Here is a 20,002-nt window from a genome sequence, read left to right on the forward strand (position 1 = left end):
GTGTCAGACCCGGCGAACCGGCGGCGCGGACCAGCGGCCGGTGATGACCTCCGGCCGGGGTGCGTACAGCCGCATTGTCACTCCAATGGGGCCGCGGGGAGCGGGTAGCCAGTTGTCCGCCCGCTCCGGTCCGGGGTTCTCGTGCTGGATATAGATGTCGAGCGAGCCGTCGTCATTGTGACGCAGTGGGTCGCGGTCGCCGATCGCGAACCGGTTCAGCTCGTTGGCCACCTGGAATCCGTCCGCGTCGTACATGGTGATCGACCAGAAAGCGTCCACGGGCGGTAGCTTGCCCGCGTCGAAGTGGATGACGTAGTCGTTGTCACCAGTGACCGGGCTCCCGTCGGCATCGGCGCCCAGTAGGGGATAGACCGCGTCTTCGGGCGGGTTGGCCCCCAGACCGATCAGGGCTACCACCGCTCGGCGGAAGTAGTTGTTGCCGTATACCCCCATGCCCTCGCCGAGGCTGATCCAGCCGTTCACGCTGGCCGCCAGCCGGGGGCCCGCCGCCAGCATGTCCGCCAGGGCGTCGTGTCGGCCCTGTTCGATCTGCACCAGCTGCTCGGCGCTGAATCGCTGGGCGTCGAACGGCTCGCCGCATCGGATGCCGAGCAGGGCGAGCCGGGCGAGGATGGAGAAGTCGGTCGGATGGGGTGGATTGACCCGCAGCAGTTCGGCGGCATAGGAGAAATAGTCGACGGCGCTCATGCCGTTGACTATTTTCAGCGGTTCGGTGTTGACGTCGTAGTTCGGATCGGGCTCGATCGCAGACTGCGGGCCGGTGATGCGGTAGCCGTCCTGAATCTTGTGCACCGCGGGGTAATCGTCCGGACCGTTGGTCTGGGTACGACCGATCAGCCAGACGTAGGGAGTCGGCGCAATTATGGCGGTTGCGCCCGCAGCCTGCTGCCCGGTGTAACCCGGCCCGATGATCACCAGATCGAGGGGTCCGGTGCCGGTGGTCCGCTTGCCGGGATTGGCGAACACATCGGACCACATGTCCAGCATCGGCAGCATGTAGAAGCGATCGTCGGTGTCGTCGGCGTGCAGGCTGACCGGGCCGTTGCTCAGATCGAGCCAGGCGATCGAGTAGAGCGTGTCGAAGTTCGGCCGCACCACCGAACGGAACTCCGCAGGCGGGAACGCCCGCAAGTGGGAGAACTGGTTGGGCGGGCCGAAACCGGGCCGCGAGCCGGGTGCCGAGTTGAACGCCTGCAACCGGGTGACGTCCATGGTGACCAGCGGGTAGAAATACACGAACGCTTCGTAGCTCAAGGTGCGCAGATCGTCGGATAAGGTGGTCAAGTTCTCTCCTTCGGCCGGATGCGCCAGCGGATTGAAGGATAGAACTCAGCAGATCGAAATGTCAGCGTTCGCAGCGGCTTCGGGGGCCACCGCGTGCGGCTGACGAGCCCCGCCCGGTTACCCGCCCGGCTACATACGACGTCCTGCTTCTTTAGTTGGCGTCCCTGCCGATAAAGTTGGTTGCGATGACTCAAACAGCCGCCCCGCCTGTGCTGACCGTGCGGTACGACGGAGCCGAACGCACCTTCGCAGCAGGCCACGACGTCGTCATTGGCCGTGATCTGCGCGCGGATGTCCGTGTTGCACACCCTTTGATTTCGCGCGTGCACCTCCTGCTTCGCTACGACCAGGGTCGATGGGTCGCTATCGACAACGGCAGCCTCAACGGCCTGTACGTCAACAACCGCCGCGTGCCGGTCGTCGACATCCAGGACGGTCAGCGCGTCAACATCGGCAACCCGGACGGACCGGCGCTCGACTTCGAAGTCGGCCGGCGCAACCAGGGCTCGGTCGGACGCCCCCCGGCGACGACTGCCATGGCGATCCCGTCGCGACCCAGCGGACCCATTCCAGCTCAAGGCGGGCCGCCGAGCGGCGCCAATTGGGGCGGCCCCCCGCAACAACATCCGTCCACCGCGCGGATGCCGGCAGCGACCCCGGGCCAGCCACCGTCGGGTCCGCAGCCCCGTTACCCGTCGGGCCCCCAGCCGATGCAGCAGCCGGCACCGCAGATCTACCGGTCCTCGGCGCAACAACAGCCGCCCCCGGTGATCGGTCGCACCGCCGAGGCGGGCAGCCGGACCTCGATGATGAAGATCCTGCGCCCGGGCAAGGCGGGCGACCTGCCACCCGGTGCGGTCAAGATCGGGCGCGCCGACGACAACGACATCGTCATCCCCGAGGTGCTGGCCTCCCGGCACCACGCCACGCTGATCCCGACCCCTGGCGGTACGGAGATCCGCGACAACCGCAGCATCAACGGCACGTTCGTCAACGGCACCCGGGTCGAATCGGCGATGCTGCGTGACGGCGACGTGGTCACCATCGGCAACATCGACCTCGTCTTCGCCAACGGCGCGCTGTCCCGCCGTGAAGAGAGCCTGCTGGAGACTCGCACCGGCGGTCTCGACGTCCGCGGCGTGACGTGGACGATCGAGGGCAACAAGACCCTGCTGGACAACATTTCGCTGACCGCGCGGCCGGGCATGCTCACGGCCGTCATCGGTCCCTCCGGTGCCGGCAAGTCGACCTTCGCCAAACTGGTCGCCGGATACACGCACCCGACCAGCGGCACCGTGTCGTTCGAGGGACACAACGTGCACGCCGAGTACGCCTCGTTGCGGAGCAGGATCGGTATGGTCCCGCAGGACGACGTGGTGCATGGGCAGTTGACGGTGAAGCAGGCGCTGATGTACGCCGCCGAGCTGCGGTTGCCACCCGACACCACCAAAGAGGACCGCGAACAGGTGGTTGCCCGGGTGCTCGAGGAACTCGAGATGACCAAGCACCTCGAGACGCGAGTCGACAAGCTCTCGGGCGGTCAGCGTAAGCGTGCCTCGGTGGCGCTGGAGCTGCTCACCGGGCCGTCACTGCTGATCCTCGACGAGCCGACCTCCGGCCTGGACCCGGCCCTGGACCGCCAGGTCATGACCATGCTGCGCCAGCTGGCCGACGCCGGTCGCGTGGTGCTGGTGGTCACGCACTCGCTGACCTACCTGGACGTCTGCGACCAGGTGCTATTGCTGGCGCCCGGGGGCAAGACGGCGTTCTGCGGGCCACCCAGCCAGATCGGTCCGTCGATGGGAACCACCAACTGGGCCGACATCTTCAGCTCGGTGGCCGAAGACCCGGATGGTGCCAAGGCCCGGTATCTGGCGCAGACGGGTCCGCCGCCCCCGGTACCACCGACGGAGAAACCCGCCGAGTTGGGCGAGGCGGCGCACACCAGCCTGGTCCGGCAGTTCTCCACGATTGCCCGACGGCAGTTACGGCTGATCATCTCCGACCGCGGCTACTTCATCTTCCTGGCGATACTGCCGTTCATCATGGGTTCGTTGTCCATGTCGGTGCCCGGCGACGTCGGATTCAACGCGCCGCCACTGACGAGTGACGCACCCACCGAGCCGGCGCAGATTCTGGTGCTGCTCAACGTCGGAGCGGTCTTCATGGGGACGGCGCTGACCATCCGCGACCTCATCGGTGAGCGGGCGATCTTCCTGCGCGAGCAGGCGGTCGGGCTGTCTACCACCGCCTACCTGCTGGCCAAGGTGTGCGTCTACACCATCCTGGCGCTCGTCCAGTCCGCGATCGTGACGGTGATCGCGCTACTCGGCAAGCCCGGTCCGAAGGCCAGCGCCGTGGTGCTGGGAAGTCCAGCTCTGGAATTGTATGTGGACATCGCGGCGACGACCGTCGCCTCGGCCATGCTCGGGCTGGTGCTGTCGTCGCTGGCCAAGACCAGTGAGCAGATCATGCCGCTGCTGGTGGTGGCGGTCATGTCCCAGCTGGTGTTCTCCGGCGGCATGATTCCCGTGACGAACCGCTTCGGGCTGGATCAGATGTCGTGGGTGACCCCGGCGAGGTGGGGTTTCGCCACATCGGCGTCGACCATCGACCTGACCAAACTCTGTCCGGTGCCGCAGGTCCCCAAGGATGCGCACTGGAAACACACGGCCGGGGCGTGGACGTTCGACATGGCGATGCTGGTGGTGCTCAGCATTTTCTACCTCAGCTTCGTGCGCTGGAAGATCCGCCTCAAGAGCGGCTGACCACCGCTGAGGGTCTTGGTCTCCCATTCTGACCCGACGTTCGCCAGCAGCAGCGCGAACAGCACTCCGGCCGCGGTGACCGGAAGGCCGAGGTAGAGCATCCAGCCTCCCGGAAGGCCGGCCCGGCTGAGCATCACGTAGTGCAGGAGCAGCACCACCGCGACGGCCCAGCCGGCCAGCAGCACGACGACTTTCGTCTTCATTGCCGGGCGCACCTACCTGGGCCAGGGGGAGTGGGCGGGTGCTGGCCACTGCGGTGCCGGCGCCGGTTGCCGGGGCCGGAAGAACAAGGCGCCCGCGACCGCGCGGTTGCGCAGGGCCGATGCGCGCCAGGTGTTCACCGGGTGTGACGCCAGCGCGTTGGACAGCCACACGAAGAAGCCGGTCTCCGAGCCGGCGCGGTCGGCCATGCCGTCGAAGTCGACCCAGCGCAATAGGTATTTGCCCGCGCTCAACACGCCGATGGCACGGCGGGCGCCTTCCGGGCGGAACGCATAGCCGTAGTTGTCGGCCGTGTACTCCATGGATCGGGACAGGGCCTGTCCGAGGAACGGAATTTTCATGGCCAGCTGACTGAGCTGGCGCCAATACGACGCGTGGCCGGCCGCGATGTGGCCCACCTCGTGGCCGATGACGAAGGCCAGCGCCTCGGGATCGCGAGCCTGACCGCCGACCTCGAAGAGGTCGCTGTAGACCACGACGTAGCGGCGGAAGCCGTGCCCGCTGGCGAAGGCGTTGATCTGGCCGTTGCCAAGCACGACGTAGGCATCCGGCACCTCGGGCAGGCCGAACCGCTGGGCCGCCTCGACGACCAGCCAATAGCCCTCGGGGAACTGGGTGGGCGACATCTTCACGCCGTTCGTCCGCTGCCGCCCATAGTTCAGCCCGCGGGCGAGGAACAGTACGAGCGGCGTGGCCAGCACAGACAGCCACAGCAGGCTGGCTTTGCCGGAGAGCACCACCGCGGACGCGATCAGATACAGCACGACGCTGGAAGCGATCACCAGGACGAGCAGTGCGATCTCCCACGGGTGGCGCCTCGGTTGGTCGCGGAAGCCGCTCGGCGGGTGCGGGTGGTAGTGGGTCGGTGAATCGACAATGGCCATGACGGTCGCTGGACTCCTGAAGTCGGTCTGCGCCCGGGCGGATGCTGGGCGATATCAGGATCGGCAGCAACCCTTGAAAGGTTCTCCAAGGATTCTTGGAATGCTGGTCAGCGCGGTGGCCCGGCAGCAGCCGGTGACCTGCGTCATCGCCGGCTTTCCTATCATTCCGTTATGACCGCCAGCGCACTGAGCATCTTGCGATCGCCGGCGTTCACGGGCGCGGATGCGGCGGCTTTCCGCGCGGCGGGCTGGTGGACGGATACGACGCTGTCGGACGCGGTTCGCGCCAACGCGCGGCGATCACCGGACCGGATGGCCTACATCGACCATCCCGTCGGCGCCCTGACCTGGTCCGAATTGGACGCAGCGGCCGACGCGCTGGCCGGTCAGCTGGCCGGGTGGGGTGTCACCAGCGGTGACCGGGTCGCGGTCTGGCATGGTGACACCGCCGCCATCCATGTCCTGTTCGTCGCCGTCGAACGCTGCGGTGCCGTCGTCGTCGGCATCGGCGCTCGCGCCGGCACGCGCGAGGTCGATCACCTGCTGCGCAGCACCGAACCGACACTGCTGATCACCGATCAGGATCGCAGCGCTGCCGCGGCGAAGGTGGCCGCGGCGCTGTCGACAGCGGTGCAGAAGCTCAGCGGTGTGGGTGCGGCGCTTCGCCTCGACGTCGACGCGGCGCCGGCGCCACCGAGCGCCGAGGTACAACTCGGTCCCGACGACGTCTTCCTGATCAACTCGACATCCGGCACGACCGGGCTGCCCAAGTGCGTCGTGCACACCCAGAACCGCTGGCATTATTTCCACCAGAAGGCGGTTGCCAACGGGCTGCTCACATCCGGGGACATCTTCCTGCCCGTCGTACCGATGCCGTTCGGCTTCGGAATCTGGACCAGCCACACCAGCCCGATATATCTAGGAGCCACCACGGTACTGCTGCAGCGATTCACCGCCAAGGCGGCGTGTGAGGCGATCGCACGGCACCGGATCACCGTATTATTCTGTGTCAGTTCGCAATTGACGATGCTGATGGCCGACCCGGTGGTCCGCGAGACGGACCTGAGCTCACTGCGGGTGGTGTTCACCGGTGGCGAATCGTTGCCGTACCGGTCGGCCTCGGCATTCGAGGAACTCACCGGAGCCACGATTTTGCAGTTCTACGGCTCCAACGAAACCGGCCTACTCAGTGGCACCACGCTGGACGACACCCTGGATCGCCGCCTGCGCACCGGCGGGCGGATCGTCCCGGAGATGCAGGTTCGCCTCTTCGACGGCGATCGCGACGTGACGGAGAGCGGGTGCGGCCAACCCGCCTGCCGGGGTCCGGCGACCAGCCTCGGTTACCTCACCGGGCTGGAAGGGGGGACCGACCACGACAGCTTGTTCACCCGCGACGGGTGGATGCGGATGGGCGACCTCTGCGAGATCGATGCGGACGGTTACCTCAGCGTCACCGGCCGCACGTCCGACTTCATCGTGCGGGGCGGCAAGAACATCAGTGCCGCCGAGGTCGAGGACACCGCCATGACGCACCCGGCGCTGGGGTTGGCCGCTGCGGTGCCGATGCCCGATCCGGTGTTCGGTGAACGAGTCTGTCTGTACGCCGAACTCGTCGATGCCCGCACCCTCGACCTGCCCGAACTCGTCGATCATCTACTGGCGCTGGGGGTCTCCAAGGAATTGCTGCCCGAGCGGCTCATCGTTGTCGACGAGCTGCCCCGGTCGTCGGGCGGCAAGGTCGCCAAAGGTGAACTGCGCAAGAATCTTCGAGCCGATATGGAGGCCGGCCTATGAACGCTCCCCGGGCGCGGCGCGGCGGGTTGGAGGTGTGGGCGCCGTCGGTAGTGCCGCCGATCGGGGCGGACCTGTCTGACGAGCAGGCGCTCGCCGTGGCGTTTCGTCACCTGGCCTCGATCGGTTTCGCCGAGAACCTGGCCGGGCACATCACGTGGCAGCGCGACGGCCAGACCGACATGCTGGTCAATCCCTGGGGCCTGTGGTGGCAGGAGCTGACCGCGTCGGACATCTGCGAGGTGGACGCCGATGCCCGCGTGGTGCGGGGCCGCTGGGATGTCACGCCGGCCATCCACATCCACACCGAACTGCACCGCGTCCGCGAGGACGCCCGGGTGGTCATCCATAACCACCCCTACTACGTCTGTGTGCTGGCTGCGCTCGGCCGGCTTCCCGAGTTGGTACATCAGACCGGATCACTGTTCCTGGACGACATGTGCCTGGTCGAGGCATACGACGGTGAGATCGATACGCCCTCTCGCGCAGCCGAATTGGCGGCCCGCATCGGTGGCGCGAATTTGACCTTGCTGGCCAATCACGGTGTCATTGCGACCGGCCGTACCCTGCCCGAAGCCGTATACCGGGCGGCATCAGTGGAGAGGGTGTGCCGGCTGGCCTACGACGTGATGCTGACCGGTGCCGAACCGTCGCGGATGAAGTGGTCGGACATGGTGGGCATGCGGGCCTCGCTGATCGAGCGCGCCGCCGACGTGTACTGGTCGGGCGCGGCGCGGATGACGATCAAGGCCGACCCCGATGTGCTCACCTAGCCCCCGCGAGCAGACGCAAAAGCCCGCCGGAGCGGACGCTCCGGCGGGCTTTTGCGTCTGCTCGTCAAAGTAAGGAGACCCGGCATGAAATCGATCGACGAATTGGCCGCCGACCTCAACTTCACCACCGCCAAGACCGGCGATCAACGCACGGTCACGTTGCTGCCGGACCCGCCCCGGGCCGCCCGCCGCTACACCTTGATCTCGGTTGACGACCACATCGTCGAACCGCCGGATACCTTCGCCGGGCGTCTCCCACGCAAATTCGCCGACCGCGCGCCCACCGTGGTGGACACCGCCGAAGGTGGCCAGACCTGGGTGTACGACGGGCAGGTGCTGCCCAACGTCGGCTTCAACGCGGTGGTGGGGCGGCCGGTGTCGGAGTACGGATTCGAACCCGTCCGGTTCGACGAAATGCGCAGGGGTGCTTGGGATATCCACGACCGGATCAGCGACATGAACCTCAACGGTGTCTATGCTTCGCTGAATTTCCCGTCGTTCCTGCCCGGATTCGCCGGCCAGCGACTGCAGCAGGTGACCAACGACCGGGAGCTCGCACTGGCCTCGGTCCGCGCCTGGAACGATTGGCACCTGGAAGCGTGGGCCGGGGCGTATCCAGGCCGGATCATTCCCTGTCAGTTGCCCTGGCTGCTGGATCCCGAGCTGGGCGCGAAGATGATCTATGAGAATGCCGAGCGCGGCTTCCACGCGATGACGTTCAGCGAAAACCCTGCGATGCTGGGATTTCCAAGCATTCATTCGGCTCACTGGGAGCCGATGATGGCGGCCTGTGCCGAGACCGGCACGGTGGTCAATCTGCACATCGGTTCCTCCGGCTCGTCGCCGTCGACCACGGCGGACGCGCCGCCCGATGTGCAGGGAGTGCTGTTCTTCGCCTACGCGATCTCGGCCGCGGTGGACTGGCTGTACTCGGGGTTGCCGAGCAGGTTCCCCGATCTCAAGATCTGCTTGTCCGAAGGCGGGATCGGCTGGGTCGCCGGCCTGTTGGACCGCCTGGATCACATGCTGAGCTATCACGAGATGTACGGCACCTGGCGCGCCTTGGGCGAAACACTCACGCCCGCGGAGGTATTCAAGCGCAATTTCTGGTTCTGCGCGGTCGAGGACAAGTCGTCATTCGTGCAGTACGAGCGCATCGGGGTGGACAACATCATGCTGGAAGCCGATTATCCGCACTGCGATTCGACGTGGCCGCACACCCAGCAGACCGTCCACGAGGAGATCGGCGCCCTGCCGGCCGACGTGATCCGGAAGTTAACCTGGGAGAACGCGTCTCGGCTCTACCGGCACCCGGTGCCAGCCGCGGTGCAGCGGGATCCCGACGCGTTCTAACTGTTGTCGAGTTCGGCTTCCGAGCAGTAGACGCCGAGCACATCGCGGGCAGAGACGATGCCCACCAGTTCGCCGTCGCGTTCCACGAGGATGTGGCGGATGTAGCGTTCCATCATCCGGTTCGCGACTTCGTCGATGGTCGCGTCGGCATCGCACCACACCAGTTTGGTACTGGCCACCTCGACGGCCCGGACGGCAGCAAGGTCCATTCCTGCCGCCACCGCGCGGACGATGTCGCGTTCACTCACCAGCGCGCCGGGCTTGTCGCCGTCGCCGATGACCATCGCGCCGACGTTGTCGGTCACCATTGCTCGCGCGGCGTCGGCGAGGCTCGCGTCGGCGGCAACGCGCGACACCGGATCGCCGGTCACAGTGGAAATCGGTAAGTTCCCAACAGCAGAGAAGGCAGTCACGTCACCATGTTCGTCACGGCACGCCCGCCGGCTCTAGTGACTTCAGTCCCTAAATCTGGTGGCCTTGGTTACCGGTGGCCCATTGCTCCCACGGACCGACGACTACCGGCGAATGTATGGTCGACGGCGATGAGCAATCAGTTTCCCGCCGACGCGTTCACCGCGCGGCAAGCGGTCGACCCCGGCCTGCGCCCGATTGCCCGAATCCTGCCCCGGGGATACGGGCTGCATCGTGGCCTGGGGGTTCCCCGCGCGCTGATGAGGCTGGCGGCCGTAACCGGACGGGAGCGCGACGTGCCGGTGGCCGCGGTCGACGCGGACGTGACCGTGCGGGTGCACCGGCCGGCCGCATTGCCCGGACCGGCGCCCGCGCTGCTGTGGATCCACGGCGGCGCAACCGTGATGGGCGGTGCCGCGCAGGAGGATCGGTACTGCCGCAAGCTCGCCCACCTGGCCGGGGTGGCGGTGGTCGCGGTGGAGCACCGCCTGGCGCCCGAGCATCCCTATCCGGTTCCGCTGGACGACTGCTACGCGGCCCTGCTGTGGCTACAGCGCCAACCGTGGGTCGACCCGGCCCGGATCGCGGTGGGGGGCGCGAGCGCCGGCGGCTACTTCGCGGCCGCGCTGGCCCAGCGCGCACACGACCGCGGAGACGTGCGGCCGGTGTTCCAGTTGCTGGTCTATCCGATGCTCGATGACCGCACCGGCGCGAAACCCGATGGCCGCAAACGCATTATGTGGAGCGAGCGGGACAATCAGCTGGCTTGGAAGTGGTATCTGGCCGGGGCGGACCCCGTGGAGGCGGTGCCGGCACGGCGTGCCGACTTATCGGGGCTGCCGCCCGCCTGGATCGGGGTCGGAACCCTCGACCTCTTCTATCAAGAATGCGTCTCTTATGCGCAGCGCCTGCGCGGTGCGGGCGTGGATGTGCACGAACACATCGCCGGCGGAGCGTTCCATGCCTTCGACCTGCTCGCGCCTAGCTCGCCGATTTCGTTGTCGTTCTTCGCCAGTCAGTGCCAGCATCTGCGCGACGCGCTCAGGTAACCCAATCCGGCTGCTCAGCGGTGTCGACCGCGGAGAAGTCTTTGTGGCCGAGACCGGCGACGCAGCCACCGTCGACGACGAACTCCGATCCGGTTGAGTAGCTGGATTCGTCGCTGGCGAGGTACACCACCAGGTTCGAGACTTCCTGCGGTTCGGCGATGCGGCCCAGCGCGGTCTGGAAGATATCCTCGGGCACCCATTCGGTCATCGGTGTCCTGATCAGCCCCGGGTGGACGGAATTGACGCGGATCCCGCTGGGACCGAGCTCCAGGGCGGCCGACTTGGTCAGACCCCGAACCGCGAATTTTGTTGCGGTGTAACCGTGACAGGCGATCGTACCGGCCAGTCCCTCGATGGAGGAGATGTTGATGATCGACCCCCGGCCCGCGGCCTTCATCGGCCTGACGACCGAACGGATACCGAGAAAGACGCCGGTGAGGTTGATGTCCAGGATCCGCTGCCATTCGGAAAGCTCGTATTCCTCGAGGATTCCGACATTGATGATGCCGGCGTTGTTCACCAGAATGTCGAGCCGGCCGAATTCGGTCAGGGCGGTCTGGACAGCTGCGTCCCACAGCGCGGGATCGGTGACATCAAGGTGCAGGTAACGCGCCGCATCGCCGACTTCGGCAGCAACGGCGGCGCCCTCGTCGTCGAGGATGTCGCCGAACACCACCTTGGCACCTTCAGCGACCAGTGCCCGAACGTGGGATGCGCCCATGCCCCGGGCCCCGCCACTGATGAGAGCGACTTTGTCGGCCAACCGGTTCGGCATTGAATCTCCTGACTGTTGCGCGCATCGTCCATGGTGGCACACCTCGTTGTCCGGAGGTCAGCTCGCATCACCATACATCGTCCACCTGTTCGTATGGCCCTGCGCACAACGCGCAAAACCTGCAGATCACCTCTTGCGTGGCTATTGCGCACAAGAGCGCGGCAACCACCGAAGGCCCGTAACTTCAACCGCGACAAGCAGCGGGCAACCATCTGCCCGACCAGGACATCCGTCAGGAGTACACCGTGCCCGATCCGAATGCTACTGTGGGACAGTCGAATTACACCGAACGATCGGTGCTGACGCGCGACGGGGTGCGGCTGGCGGTCCGTGATTACGGCCGGCGTCAGCCGCTGCACACCGTGGTTCTCATGCACGGCCTGTGCCTGACCCAGGACAGCTGGGCCATTCAGATCCGGCAGTTGACCAGCCGGTGGGGCAGTGCGTTGCGCATCGTGTCCTACGACCACCGTGGCCATGGCCGCTCGACCGGCGCCCCCACGGACACCTATCGTGTCGAGAGGCTGGCCGCCGATCTCGCCGATGTCCTTCAGGCATTGCGGGTTACCGGGCCGGTCACCCTGGCGGGCCATTCCCTGGGCGGGATGACCGCGCTGGCGTATCTGAGCCTGCCCGCCGCCGCACGGCCAGTGCAGCCGGAGAGCCTCGTCCTGGTCGCTGCCGCGGCCGGCCGGATATCGGAGCGGGGGCTGGGTCGCCTTTTGGCCAGTCCGACCGCGCGGGTGTTGTTCGATCTCGTCAACCGCATGCCGCGACGACCGACGGAGTCCACCATCCGGTGTGTGATACGCCCCCTGCGCGCGGCCCTGGCGAGGTATTGCGGCCGCGATATCGGCCATACCGGATTCGCCTCCCTGGCAACGGAATCGACCCGCGCCGTGGCACCCGCGACGGCAGCCGGTTTCCTGCTCAATCTCGGCGAATACGACGTTTACCATGCACTACCTTCCATCGACGCCGCGACCGTCGTCGTCAGTGGCGGCGCAGATATCACCACCCCGGATGCTCATGCCCGGGATCTGGTTGCGGCGATCCCCGGGGCGATGTACGTCCAGCAACCCGGCGCCGGGCACATGCTGCTGCTCGAGGCTCCACATTGCGTCACCACCGCGATCAACCGCGCCATGGGTTTGCACCGGAATCCCGCGTGGACGGCGGCAAGCTGGGCGATGCGCTATGGGCTGCCGGACGCCGCCGCCGCGTCATGACCCTCACGATTCGACTACCGTCTTGCCAATGAACTTAGCGGGTAAGACTGTTCTGCTCACCGGTGCGACCGGCGGTCTGGGAAGAGCGATGGCCAAGGCGCTCGCCGGGCGCGGAGCGCGGCTGATCGTGAGTTCCCGTAAACCCCGGGAACTCGACGAGTTGGTGGCCTCGCTGCCCGGCAGCGGGCACCGGACGATCGTCAGCGATCTCGCGCAGCCCGGGGAGGGCCCTGCGCTGCTGGCCGAGGCCGGTCCGATCGACGTGTTGGTCGCCAACGCGGCGTTGCCGGCCTCGGGCAAGCTCGACAGTTTCACCGCCGAGCAGGTCGACCGGGCGCTGCGGGTCAATCTCGAGGTGCCCGTGCAGATGACCCGGGAGCTCATCCCGGCATTCACCGCACGCGGATCGGGGCACTTCGTCTACATCTCGTCGATCTCCGGCAAGACCGCGACGGCGCGCGCGTCGCTCTATGCGGCGACGAAGTTCGGTCTGCGTGGTTTCGCCCTATGCCTGCGCGACGACCTGCGGCCCGTGGGGATCGGCGTCTCGGTCGTCAGCCCGGGAGCGATCGGTGGCGCCGGGATGTTCGCCGATTCCGGTGCTTCGGCACCCCCGCTGATCGGCACCGGGACACCCGAGCAGGTCGGGGCCGCGGTGGTGAGCGCGATCGAACGCAACCGAGGCGAGGTCACCGTGGCGCCGCTGCGACAGCGCGCGTTGGCGCGGTTCGCGGCCAACGTGCCTGAACTGGCCTCCCGCCTGGTCGGGGGCGTTGCGGCGAAGGCGGCCGATGAGATCGCCGCCGGCCAGATCGACAAGCGCTGAGAAATCAGTGGCATCCTGGCGTTCGTGGGTGTCCTGTTCCGGTTGGTCGAACTGCTGCTGTTGGCCTTGCCGCTGATCGGCTTGATCGCGGCCGGCATCAAGGCGATCTCGGCCATGAACCGGCGGACAGCGGGACCCGCTGATTCGCCGGACGGCATCTCCGGCGCGCCGGCGCGGCCGTCGGCACCCGGAAACCCCGCGGCCCACTGGCAGGCGATCAAGCGCGCCATAGACGCTCATGAAAAGACCGATGCCCGCTGGCTGGAGTACGAACTCGATGCCACCCGGCTGCTGGACTTCCCGGTCATGACCGATATGCGCGAGCCGCTGACCACCCGCTTCCACCGCGCCAAATTGCGAGCTGACCTGCACCGCCCGCTGCGGGCCGAAGACCTTTTCGATGATCGCGACGCGGCGCGCGAGTACCTCGAAGCGGTGGAAGATTACGTGACCGCATTCAACACCGCGGAAGCCGAGGCGATGCGCAGGCGCAACAGCGACTTCTCCAAAGAGGAAAGGCAGCGACTGGCGCGGGCACAGAATCTGCTGCGCATCGCCGCCGACACCGCCGCAACGACCCAGGAACGCCAGCACGCATATCAACTGGCGCGGGCCGAACTCGATGGCCTGATCGTGCTGCCCGACAACACCCGAACCAGCATCGAGCGCGGCATCCTCGGTGAGATCGGCCGTTAGTTCTTCAGGCGCACCATGCGCGTCGTGGTGCTCTCGTCGAGCTCGACGAGATCGTTGCGGGACCGCAGAAAGTCACTGAACGACTTGAATCCCAACGACTTCTCGCTGAACGACGGGTTCATCCGCTTCATCTGCGCTTTCACCACGGAATTGTGCAGCCACTCGACGTCGTCCTTTTCCTGCCCGATACGCAGCGCGCGCTCGAGCAGCCCGGTCGCGGCGACCTGCGGGTCGGGTCCCGGCGGCTCGTCGTCGGGTTCACCGGAATTCGCGCGACGCGCACGTTTCTTGGGCGGCGGGTTCGCCATGGTGGTCGAGATCCCGGGCAGCGCGTCGTAGGTGACGAACTCGTCGCAGGCGGCAGCCAAGGACTGGCTGCTCGCGCCCGCCACGCCGATACCGACGACATAGCGGCCCAGACGCTTGCACCGCTGCGCCAACGCGATGTAGTCGGAGTCGCCGCCCACGATCACGACATGTGTCAGGTCGGGTAGCCGGAACATGTCCTCGACCGCGTCGACGGCCAGCCGGATGTCCGCGCCGTTCTTCCCGTAGGCGGCTGCCGGGAACAGCTGCACGAGGTCGACGGCCCGGCCGACCAGTTGTCCGTGATAGGCGGCGTTGACCTCCGCCGACCAGTCCGCGTACGCCCTGGTCAGCACCAGTGTGCCGAACGAGGACGCGAAGTCCATGATCGCGCCCAGGTCTACGGTGGCTGCCCGGAGGCGGTCCTTGTCCAGGCCCTTGGCTTTGTCTCGCTGGAAGGAGTTGCGACCGTGTACCTGGTCGTAGCGCGAGATCACGATGTTGTCGAAGTCGAAGTAGACGGCCACTCGGGTCGCGCTGGAGTCGGTCATGCCGACATCGTCCGGCATCGCCTCGTCAACGGCCAGCCTGGGACCTGATGTGGTACGCCGTGCCGCGTTCGTCGCGCTCCCAGAGCGCATCGTCCGCATCGACGGCGGTTCCTTGGGCGATCAACTGGCGCTTGAGCACTTTGTGCGTGGCGGTGCTGGGCAGATCTGCTGAGATTCGGAAGTATCGGGGACGGGCCTTGGGGGAGAGGTCGGCTTGCGCGGCGAGGAAGGATTCCAACGATTCGGGGTCGAACGGGACTCCCTGTTGCAGCACCACAGCAGCCATGATCTGGTCGCCCACCCGTTCATCGGGCACGGCGTAGACCGCGACGCGATTGATCGCGCTGTGGCGCAGCAGGATTCGCTCAATCGGCGCTGCCGCGAGGTTCTCGCCGTCCACCCGCATCCAGTCGGCGGTGCGTCCGGCAAGATAGATCCACCCCTCGGCGTCTTTGAAGGCGAGATCTCCCGACCAGTACATGCCGTGGCGCATGCGTTCGGCGTTGGCCTGCGGATCGTTGTAGTAACCGGTGAACAGACCCGATCCGGTGGTGTTGACCAACTCACCCACCGCGGCATCGGCGTTGCTGAGCGCACCGTGCTCGTCGAATCGGGCAAGTTCGCACTCGGTGACGGTCTCGCTGTTGTAGATGGCGACCCCGACGGCCCCCTTGCCGATCGAGCCGCGGGGCGTGCCCGGTTCGCGCAACACCATGACGGCGTTCTCGGTGGACCCGAAGCCGTCCTCGACCTGTACTCCGAAGCGCTGCGCGAACTCCTCGATATCTTTCTCGTTGGCCTCGTTGCCGAAAGCCACCCGCAACGTGTTGTCCGCGTCGTCGTGGCGGCGCGGGGTGGCCAGAATGTAGGCCAGTGGTTTGCCGACGTAATTCATGTAGGTGACCTGGTAGCGGCGGACATCGGCGAGGAAATTGCTCGCCGAGAACTTCGCCGGCACCATCGATGCACCGGAGACCACCGCCGGCGCCCAGCCCGCGACCACCGCGTTGGAGTGAAACAGCGGCATCGAGACATAGCAGGTGTCCCGCTCGCTCAGGGCGAACCGCTCGGCCAAATTGATCCCGGCGAATGCCGGCATCAGGTGTGACACCAGCACGGCTTTGGGGTTCCCACTCGTCCCGGAGGTGAAGATCATCATGAACGGGTCCATCATTTCGGCCTGCCGATACGGGACCAGCGGACCGGCGCCCGCGACGAGTTCGGCCCACGGGGATGTCGACGTGTCGAAGATCTGCGTGTTGGGCAGGTCCAGCCCGTCCAGCAGCGCGCGGTGTTCGGCATCTGTCACGATGATCTGGCAATCCGCGCGGCGGATGTCAGCGGCCAGCGCTTCGCCTCGCCGGGTGGTGTTCAGTCCGCACAGGACATATCCGCCTAGACCGGCCGCCGCCATCTGGACGAGCATGTCGGGGGTGTTCCCCAGCAACGAGCCGATGTGCATCGGGCGGGCCTGGTCGGCGCTGCCCAGCAGCGCCGCCGCCTGCGCCGCTGCCCGTGTCAGGTATTCACGCCAAGTCCATTGCCGCCCATCACATTTCAGCGCGATCGCGGAATCCGACTGCCGGCGGCGAAGAAGCGCCTGGATCGTCTCGGTCATCAACCTGATGTCCCTGCTGTGTCGAGGTAGTTGCTGACGATGTCGACGAGCAGTCGACGTTCCCTGGTGGTGTCGACGGGCCGGTGGGTAAACAGCTGTCTGGCGATCATGCCGCGCAGCGTGGTGAGCATCAGCTCCGCGATGGCCGCGTTCTGTGTCGGGCCCAGATCGCGGTTGATGCCGGCAATCAGGGTGTTGAACGCCTTGCCGAGGCGCGTGACGTGCTCATCCGTGGACGCTCCGCGGGTGGCCCGGGTACCGATCAGGATCTCCGTCGCCGCACGCGCGGTGGGTGTCGACATGGCCTGCCAGGCAGCGGTCACGGCCGACTCGACCCGCTCTCGCGTCGTGGTTGTGTCCGTCGGGGCAGGCAGTGAGTTCAACGCGTCCAGCAACTCGTCGAAGCCCAGGTCCACCACCGCCATCAACAGGCCGTCGCGCTCACCGAAGTGGTATTGGATCACGCCCCAGGTGACGCCCGCGGTGTCGGCGATGTGGCGTCCGCTGGCCGCGGCGATGCCTTCGCTGAGCACGATCTGAACTGTCACGTCGATCACCTGGGCGCGTGTCCGCTCGGCCCGGAGCTGATTGCCGTGGGCGGGCCGCGTCGGAGCAACTCGTCCGGACATTGTCACGAGATCACCTACTTGTCATGCGGGATGGACTCCCCGTCGTACTAAAACATTGCGACCGCTAGGTTATGCCATCCCCGGCGGATGGCACGTGCACCCCGCCGGAACCGCGCGAATTGACTCGCCACCACGATCGTCTGACTAGCAATTGTCAACCGCATTTACAAGGACAATTGTTCGCGGATACCCGGCTGGCGGTGTCAATGAAATACACGTCCATGCGTCCAATTAATTTACTGCCGATCCGGTCGCACCGCTTTGTCTCTCACGGCGGTCTGAATTTGCGTAATGTTGCTGAATCATCTGGCATACGAAGTGATTTCAGTACATCTTCGCTGAGTCGTCCGCGACGTTTGCTAGTCCGATTGCGACTCTGAAACGCCATTGAACGATTGGTTGATCAAGTTTCTCCGAAGCCTTTTTATGGATGACGCGATATGGTTATCATCGTCACGCATTACTTCTCGAAACCCAACAAAGAATGGAACCATCGAATGAGGGGGATTGGGAACAAGCGTGTCGCCCGCGGGGTGGCTGCGGTAGCAGCGGCGCTGTTCGCTGCGGCGGCGCTGGCGGGATGCACCAAACAATATGAGGGGCCGGGAGCCCAAGCGGTGCCCGTCGGTCAGCCCGCCGTCGGCTGGTCCCACATCGGCGGCTAGCGTTCTGACACCGCGCTCCCGCCCGAAAGCCGGCCACACAGCTTTGGGCGGGAGCGCGGCCGTTTGTGTACCGTCCCGCTTCACGAAGGCCACAAGACGATGTTGCCGAACTTCTCGGCGCTCCCCCCGGAAGTCAATTCCGCGCGACTGTACAACGGCGCGGGCGCAGCTCCCATGCTCGCGGCGGCAACTGCCTGGGACGCACTCGGATCCGAAATGTCCTACGCGGCAGCCTCATTCGAGTCGACCATCACCGGATTAGCCACCAGCGCGTGACAGGGGCCGACAGCTGTGGCGATGGCTGCCGCCGCCATACCGTTCCGCTGCTGGTTGAGGACCGCTGCGGCGCATGCCGATGCGGCGGCGGCCATGGCGCGAACTGCTGCCGCAGAGTTCGAGACGGCGTTGGCCACGGCGGTGCATCCGACGATCGTGGCGGTGAACCGCTCGGCGGCAGTATCACTGGTGGCGTCGAATCTCTTCGGACAGAACGCTCCGGCGATTGCGGCCGTTGAATCCCTGTACGACGAGATGTGGGCTCGGGATGCGACCGCGATGGTGGCCTACCACGCCGGAATCAGCGAGTTGATAGCGGAATTGGGCCCGTGGCGGCAGCGACTGCAGACCTCACTTAATACCCTGACATCCGCGGGTTCCGGGTCGAGCGCTTCCCGCGGCGCCGCCGAAGCGCAGACTATCGCCGAGGTCATGGGGAGCAGCGGCGTTCCGGCCCCGTCGCCCTGGTACGTGCAGCGGTCCTTCGATCTCTTCATCCGAGACATTGCCCCCGATGCCAGCCTGCGGTCGCTTTTCACTCCACAAGGTCTCTACCCTGTCGTCGGAATCAAGAGCCTGACGTTCGATGCGTCGGTGACCCAAGGCGTGAAGATCCTGGACAGCGCAGTTCGGGCGCACGTCGCTGCGGGCGACAACGTCTCGATCTTCGGCTACTCCCAGAGCGCCACCGTTGCCGCAATCGAAATGAAGAAGCTCGCGACGTCGCTCAATCCACCTACGCCTCGACAGGTTTCGTTCACCCTCGTCGGTGATCCGGGTAATCCCAACGGCGGGCTTGCCGCTCGTTTTCCGGGGATTTCTGTGCCCAGCCTCGGAGTGACCAGCCCGGGCGCAACGCCTGACAATCTGTACCCGACCCGCGTCTACACCATCGAGTACGACGGCGTAGCCGACTTCCCGCGGTATCCGCTCAATATCGTGTCGACCTTGAATGCCCTTGCCGGCATGGGTTACCTGCACCAGAACTATCTGCTGCTCACCCCGGAGCAGATAGCCGGGGCAATACCGCTGACGGACACGAGGGGCCCGACGACGACTCAGTACTACATGATTCCGACGAAGAACCTGCCACTGCTGGAGCCGTTGCGCGCGTTGCCGGTCCTCGGCAACCCCCTTGCCGACCTCATTCAGCCGGATCTGCGGGTGATCGTCAATCTCGGCTACGGCGACCCGAATTACGGCTATTCGACTTCTCCGCCGAACGTGCCGACTCCGTTCGGTGTGTTCCCTGAGATCGATCCCGGCGCGGTGTTGCGGGCGCTTGCGGCCGGAACTCGGGAGGGCATCGACGACTTCGGCTATGGCATGACTCATCTTGAGGTTCCCGCGCTCGACATGTCGAGCCTGCTGAACAGGCCGGTGTCCTCCGGCGGCGATCGCATGCATCCCGCGATCTCCATCGACGGCGTCATCGATGGCATGCAGGACGCGAGTTCGGAGGTCGCCGTCGCTGTTTCGACGGCTTCCGGGGCCGGTTACCAGGTGCTGTTGCCGACTGCCGACCTGTTCAATGCCATGTTGACCGCCGCGCCGTCATACAGCTTCAACTTGTTCCTGCAGGGAATCAGGGAACTAGTTCACGGCGACCCGATGGGTTTGGTGAACGCGGTCGGATATCCCTTCGCGGCGAGCATCACGCTATCGACCATGGCGGTAGCCCTGGAGGTGCTGACCGTGGCGGTCGCCGCGCAGCAGATCGGTGACGCACTGTCGTTGTTGGTCGGCTGATCGCGCCGCGGGATCGCAGCACGATGAGTCAGAGCCAGGCCAAGGGCTCGAGCACCAGCAGCAGAGCGGCATTTGTCAAATACGTGGACATCAACGGGACGCCACATTCATTGACGAGGTGAT

The 20,002-nt window shown here is 65.9% G+C and carries 18 protein-coding genes and 1 pseudogene; 11 read left to right on the top strand and 8 right to left on the bottom strand.

Annotated elements, in window-relative coordinates; translation table 11 throughout:
• Positions 1 to 3 precede the first annotated feature (3 nt).
• Positions 4 to 1,305, bottom strand: a complete 1,302-nt coding sequence (locus JX552_RS14945; protein ID WP_205878097.1) for a DUF1254 domain-containing protein — start codon at positions 1,303 to 1,305, stop codon at positions 4 to 6.
• Positions 1,306 to 1,490: 185 nt separating this feature from the next.
• On the opposite strand from JX552_RS14945, the gene JX552_RS14950 reads away from it, so the two are divergent.
• Positions 1,491 to 4,073, top strand: coding sequence for an FHA domain-containing protein (locus JX552_RS14950; RefSeq protein ID WP_205878098.1), 2,583 nt, complete (start codon positions 1,491 to 1,493; stop codon positions 4,071 to 4,073).
• Here JX552_RS14950 and JX552_RS14955 read toward each other — a convergent pair.
• Positions 4,028 to 4,276 carry a hypothetical protein gene (locus tag JX552_RS14955; RefSeq protein ID WP_205878099.1) on the bottom strand — a complete coding sequence of 83 codons (249 nt, stop codon included), beginning with the start codon at positions 4,274 to 4,276 and terminating at the stop codon, positions 4,028 to 4,030. The genes JX552_RS14950 and JX552_RS14955 overlap by 46 nt on opposite strands.
• A 12-nt stretch (positions 4,277 to 4,288) precedes the next feature.
• Entirely contained in the window at positions 4,289 to 5,179 is an 891-nt protein-coding gene (locus JX552_RS14960; RefSeq protein ID WP_205878100.1) for a M48 family metallopeptidase, read from the bottom strand.
• Positions 5,180 to 5,350: 171 nt separating this feature from the next.
• Here JX552_RS14960 and JX552_RS14965 point away from each other — a divergent pair, with 171 nt between their 5' ends.
• The 3 genes from JX552_RS14965 (at position 5,351) to JX552_RS14975 (ending at position 9,099) form a co-directional block, all read left to right on the top strand.
• On the top strand, positions 5,351 to 6,976 hold the full coding sequence (locus tag JX552_RS14965; RefSeq protein WP_205878101.1) for a class I adenylate-forming enzyme family protein: 1,626 nt from the start codon (positions 5,351 to 5,353) through the stop codon (positions 6,974 to 6,976).
• Complete coding sequence (locus tag JX552_RS14970) at positions 6,973 to 7,746, top strand: class II aldolase/adducin family protein (protein WP_205878102.1); 774 nt, start codon at positions 6,973 to 6,975, stop codon at positions 7,744 to 7,746. The genes JX552_RS14965 and JX552_RS14970 overlap by 4 nt, the downstream gene beginning before the upstream one ends.
• Positions 7,747 to 7,830: 84 nt before the next feature.
• Entirely contained in the window at positions 7,831 to 9,099 is a 1,269-nt protein-coding gene (locus JX552_RS14975; RefSeq protein WP_205878103.1) for an amidohydrolase family protein, read from the top strand.
• On the opposite strand, the gene JX552_RS14980 is transcribed toward JX552_RS14975, so the two are convergent.
• Positions 9,096 to 9,470, bottom strand: coding sequence for a CBS domain-containing protein (locus JX552_RS14980; RefSeq protein ID WP_431195955.1), 375 nt, complete (start codon positions 9,468 to 9,470; stop codon positions 9,096 to 9,098). The two genes, JX552_RS14975 and JX552_RS14980, sit on opposite strands and share 4 nt — an antisense overlap.
• A gap of 171 nt (positions 9,471 to 9,641) precedes the next feature.
• Between JX552_RS14980 and JX552_RS14985 the strand changes: the two genes are divergently transcribed.
• On the top strand, positions 9,642 to 10,559 hold the full coding sequence (locus tag JX552_RS14985) for an alpha/beta hydrolase (protein WP_205878105.1): 918 nt from the start codon (positions 9,642 to 9,644) through the stop codon (positions 10,557 to 10,559).
• Here JX552_RS14985 and JX552_RS14990 read toward each other — a convergent pair.
• Positions 10,552 to 11,334, bottom strand: coding sequence for an SDR family oxidoreductase (locus JX552_RS14990; RefSeq protein WP_205878106.1), 783 nt, complete (start codon positions 11,332 to 11,334; stop codon positions 10,552 to 10,554). The genes JX552_RS14985 and JX552_RS14990 overlap by 8 nt on opposite strands.
• A 245-nt stretch (positions 11,335 to 11,579) precedes the next feature.
• On the opposite strand from JX552_RS14990, the gene JX552_RS14995 reads away from it, so the two are divergent.
• Genes JX552_RS14995 through JX552_RS15005 form a run of 3 tightly spaced genes read left to right on the top strand, consistent with a single transcriptional unit; the run spans position 11,580 to position 14,085 of the window.
• The gene (locus tag JX552_RS14995; RefSeq protein WP_241011059.1) at positions 11,580 to 12,563 is read left to right on the top strand and encodes an alpha/beta fold hydrolase; all 984 of its coding nucleotides are present in this window, start codon (positions 11,580 to 11,582) and stop codon (positions 12,561 to 12,563) included.
• 28 nt (positions 12,564 to 12,591) lie between these two features.
• Positions 12,592 to 13,389, top strand: coding sequence for an SDR family NAD(P)-dependent oxidoreductase (locus JX552_RS15000; protein ID WP_205878107.1), 798 nt, complete (start codon positions 12,592 to 12,594; stop codon positions 13,387 to 13,389).
• 24 nt (positions 13,390 to 13,413) lie between these two features.
• Complete coding sequence (locus tag JX552_RS15005) at positions 13,414 to 14,085, top strand: hypothetical protein (RefSeq protein WP_205872883.1); 672 nt, start codon at positions 13,414 to 13,416, stop codon at positions 14,083 to 14,085.
• Here JX552_RS15005 and JX552_RS15010 read toward each other — a convergent pair.
• Genes JX552_RS15010 through JX552_RS15020 form a run of 3 tightly spaced genes read right to left on the bottom strand, consistent with a single transcriptional unit; the run spans position 14,082 to position 17,108 of the window.
• Positions 14,082 to 14,942 carry an NYN domain-containing protein gene (locus JX552_RS15010; protein ID WP_205872884.1) on the bottom strand — a complete coding sequence of 287 codons (861 nt, stop codon included), beginning with the start codon at positions 14,940 to 14,942 and terminating at the stop codon, positions 14,082 to 14,084. The two genes, JX552_RS15005 and JX552_RS15010, sit on opposite strands and share 4 nt — an antisense overlap.
• Positions 14,943 to 14,967: 25 nt before the next feature.
• Positions 14,968 to 16,560, bottom strand: coding sequence for a fatty-acid--CoA ligase FadD1 (gene fadD1 / locus JX552_RS15015; RefSeq protein WP_205872885.1), 1,593 nt, complete (start codon positions 16,558 to 16,560; stop codon positions 14,968 to 14,970).
• Entirely contained in the window at positions 16,560 to 17,108 is a 549-nt protein-coding gene (locus JX552_RS15020; RefSeq protein ID WP_241010567.1) for a TetR/AcrR family transcriptional regulator, read from the bottom strand. The genes fadD1 and JX552_RS15020 overlap by 1 nt, the downstream gene beginning before the upstream one ends.
• Positions 17,109 to 17,686: 578 nt before the next feature.
• Here JX552_RS15020 and JX552_RS15025 point away from each other — a divergent pair.
• From JX552_RS15025 to JX552_RS15030, 3 genes and pseudogenes are all read left to right on the top strand, one after another.
• Complete coding sequence (locus JX552_RS15025; RefSeq protein WP_205872887.1) at positions 17,687 to 17,854, top strand: hypothetical protein; 168 nt, start codon at positions 17,687 to 17,689, stop codon at positions 17,852 to 17,854.
• 99 nt (positions 17,855 to 17,953) lie between these two features.
• Positions 17,954 to 18,394: pseudogene (locus tag JX552_RS32360) on the top strand (PPE family protein); the annotation flags it as partial.
• Between the two features lie 168 nt (positions 18,395 to 18,562).
• The gene (locus tag JX552_RS15030; protein ID WP_241011146.1) at positions 18,563 to 19,879 is read left to right on the top strand and encodes a PE-PPE domain-containing protein; all 1,317 of its coding nucleotides are present in this window, start codon (positions 18,563 to 18,565) and stop codon (positions 19,877 to 19,879) included.
• Positions 19,880 to 20,002 lie beyond the last annotated feature (123 nt).

It is taken from the genome of Mycobacterium gordonae (assembly GCF_017086405.1).
GTDB lineage: Bacteria > Actinomycetota > Actinomycetes > Mycobacteriales > Mycobacteriaceae > Mycobacterium > Mycobacterium gordonae_D.

Coding starts and splice junctions, on each gene's coding strand:
- JX552_RS14950 (WP_205878098.1), top strand. CDS start 1,491: ATGACTCAAACAGCCGCCCCGCCTGTGCTGACCGTGCGGTACGACGGA.
- JX552_RS14955 (WP_205878099.1), bottom strand. CDS start 4,276: ATGAAGACGAAAGTCGTCGTGCTGCTGGCCGGCTGGGCCGTCGCGGTG.
- JX552_RS14960 (WP_205878100.1), bottom strand. CDS start 5,179: ATGGCCATTGTCGATTCACCGACCCACTACCACCCGCACCCGCCGAGC.
- JX552_RS14965 (WP_205878101.1), top strand. CDS start 5,351: ATGACCGCCAGCGCACTGAGCATCTTGCGATCGCCGGCGTTCACGGGC.
- JX552_RS14970 (WP_205878102.1), top strand. CDS start 6,973: ATGAACGCTCCCCGGGCGCGGCGCGGCGGGTTGGAGGTGTGGGCGCCG.
- JX552_RS14975 (WP_205878103.1), top strand. CDS start 7,831: ATGAAATCGATCGACGAATTGGCCGCCGACCTCAACTTCACCACCGCC.
- JX552_RS14985 (WP_205878105.1), top strand. CDS start 9,642: ATGAGCAATCAGTTTCCCGCCGACGCGTTCACCGCGCGGCAAGCGGTC.
- JX552_RS14990 (WP_205878106.1), bottom strand. CDS start 11,334: ATGCCGAACCGGTTGGCCGACAAAGTCGCTCTCATCAGTGGCGGGGCC.
- JX552_RS15000 (WP_205878107.1), top strand. CDS start 12,592: ATGAACTTAGCGGGTAAGACTGTTCTGCTCACCGGTGCGACCGGCGGT.
- JX552_RS15010 (WP_205872884.1), bottom strand. CDS start 14,942: ATGACCGACTCCAGCGCGACCCGAGTGGCCGTCTACTTCGACTTCGAC.
- fadD1 (WP_205872885.1), bottom strand. CDS start 16,560: ATGACCGAGACGATCCAGGCGCTTCTTCGCCGCCGGCAGTCGGATTCC.
- JX552_RS15025 (WP_205872887.1), top strand. CDS start 17,687: ATGAGGGGGATTGGGAACAAGCGTGTCGCCCGCGGGGTGGCTGCGGTA.
- JX552_RS15030 (WP_241011146.1), top strand. CDS start 18,563: ATGGGGAGCAGCGGCGTTCCGGCCCCGTCGCCCTGGTACGTGCAGCGG.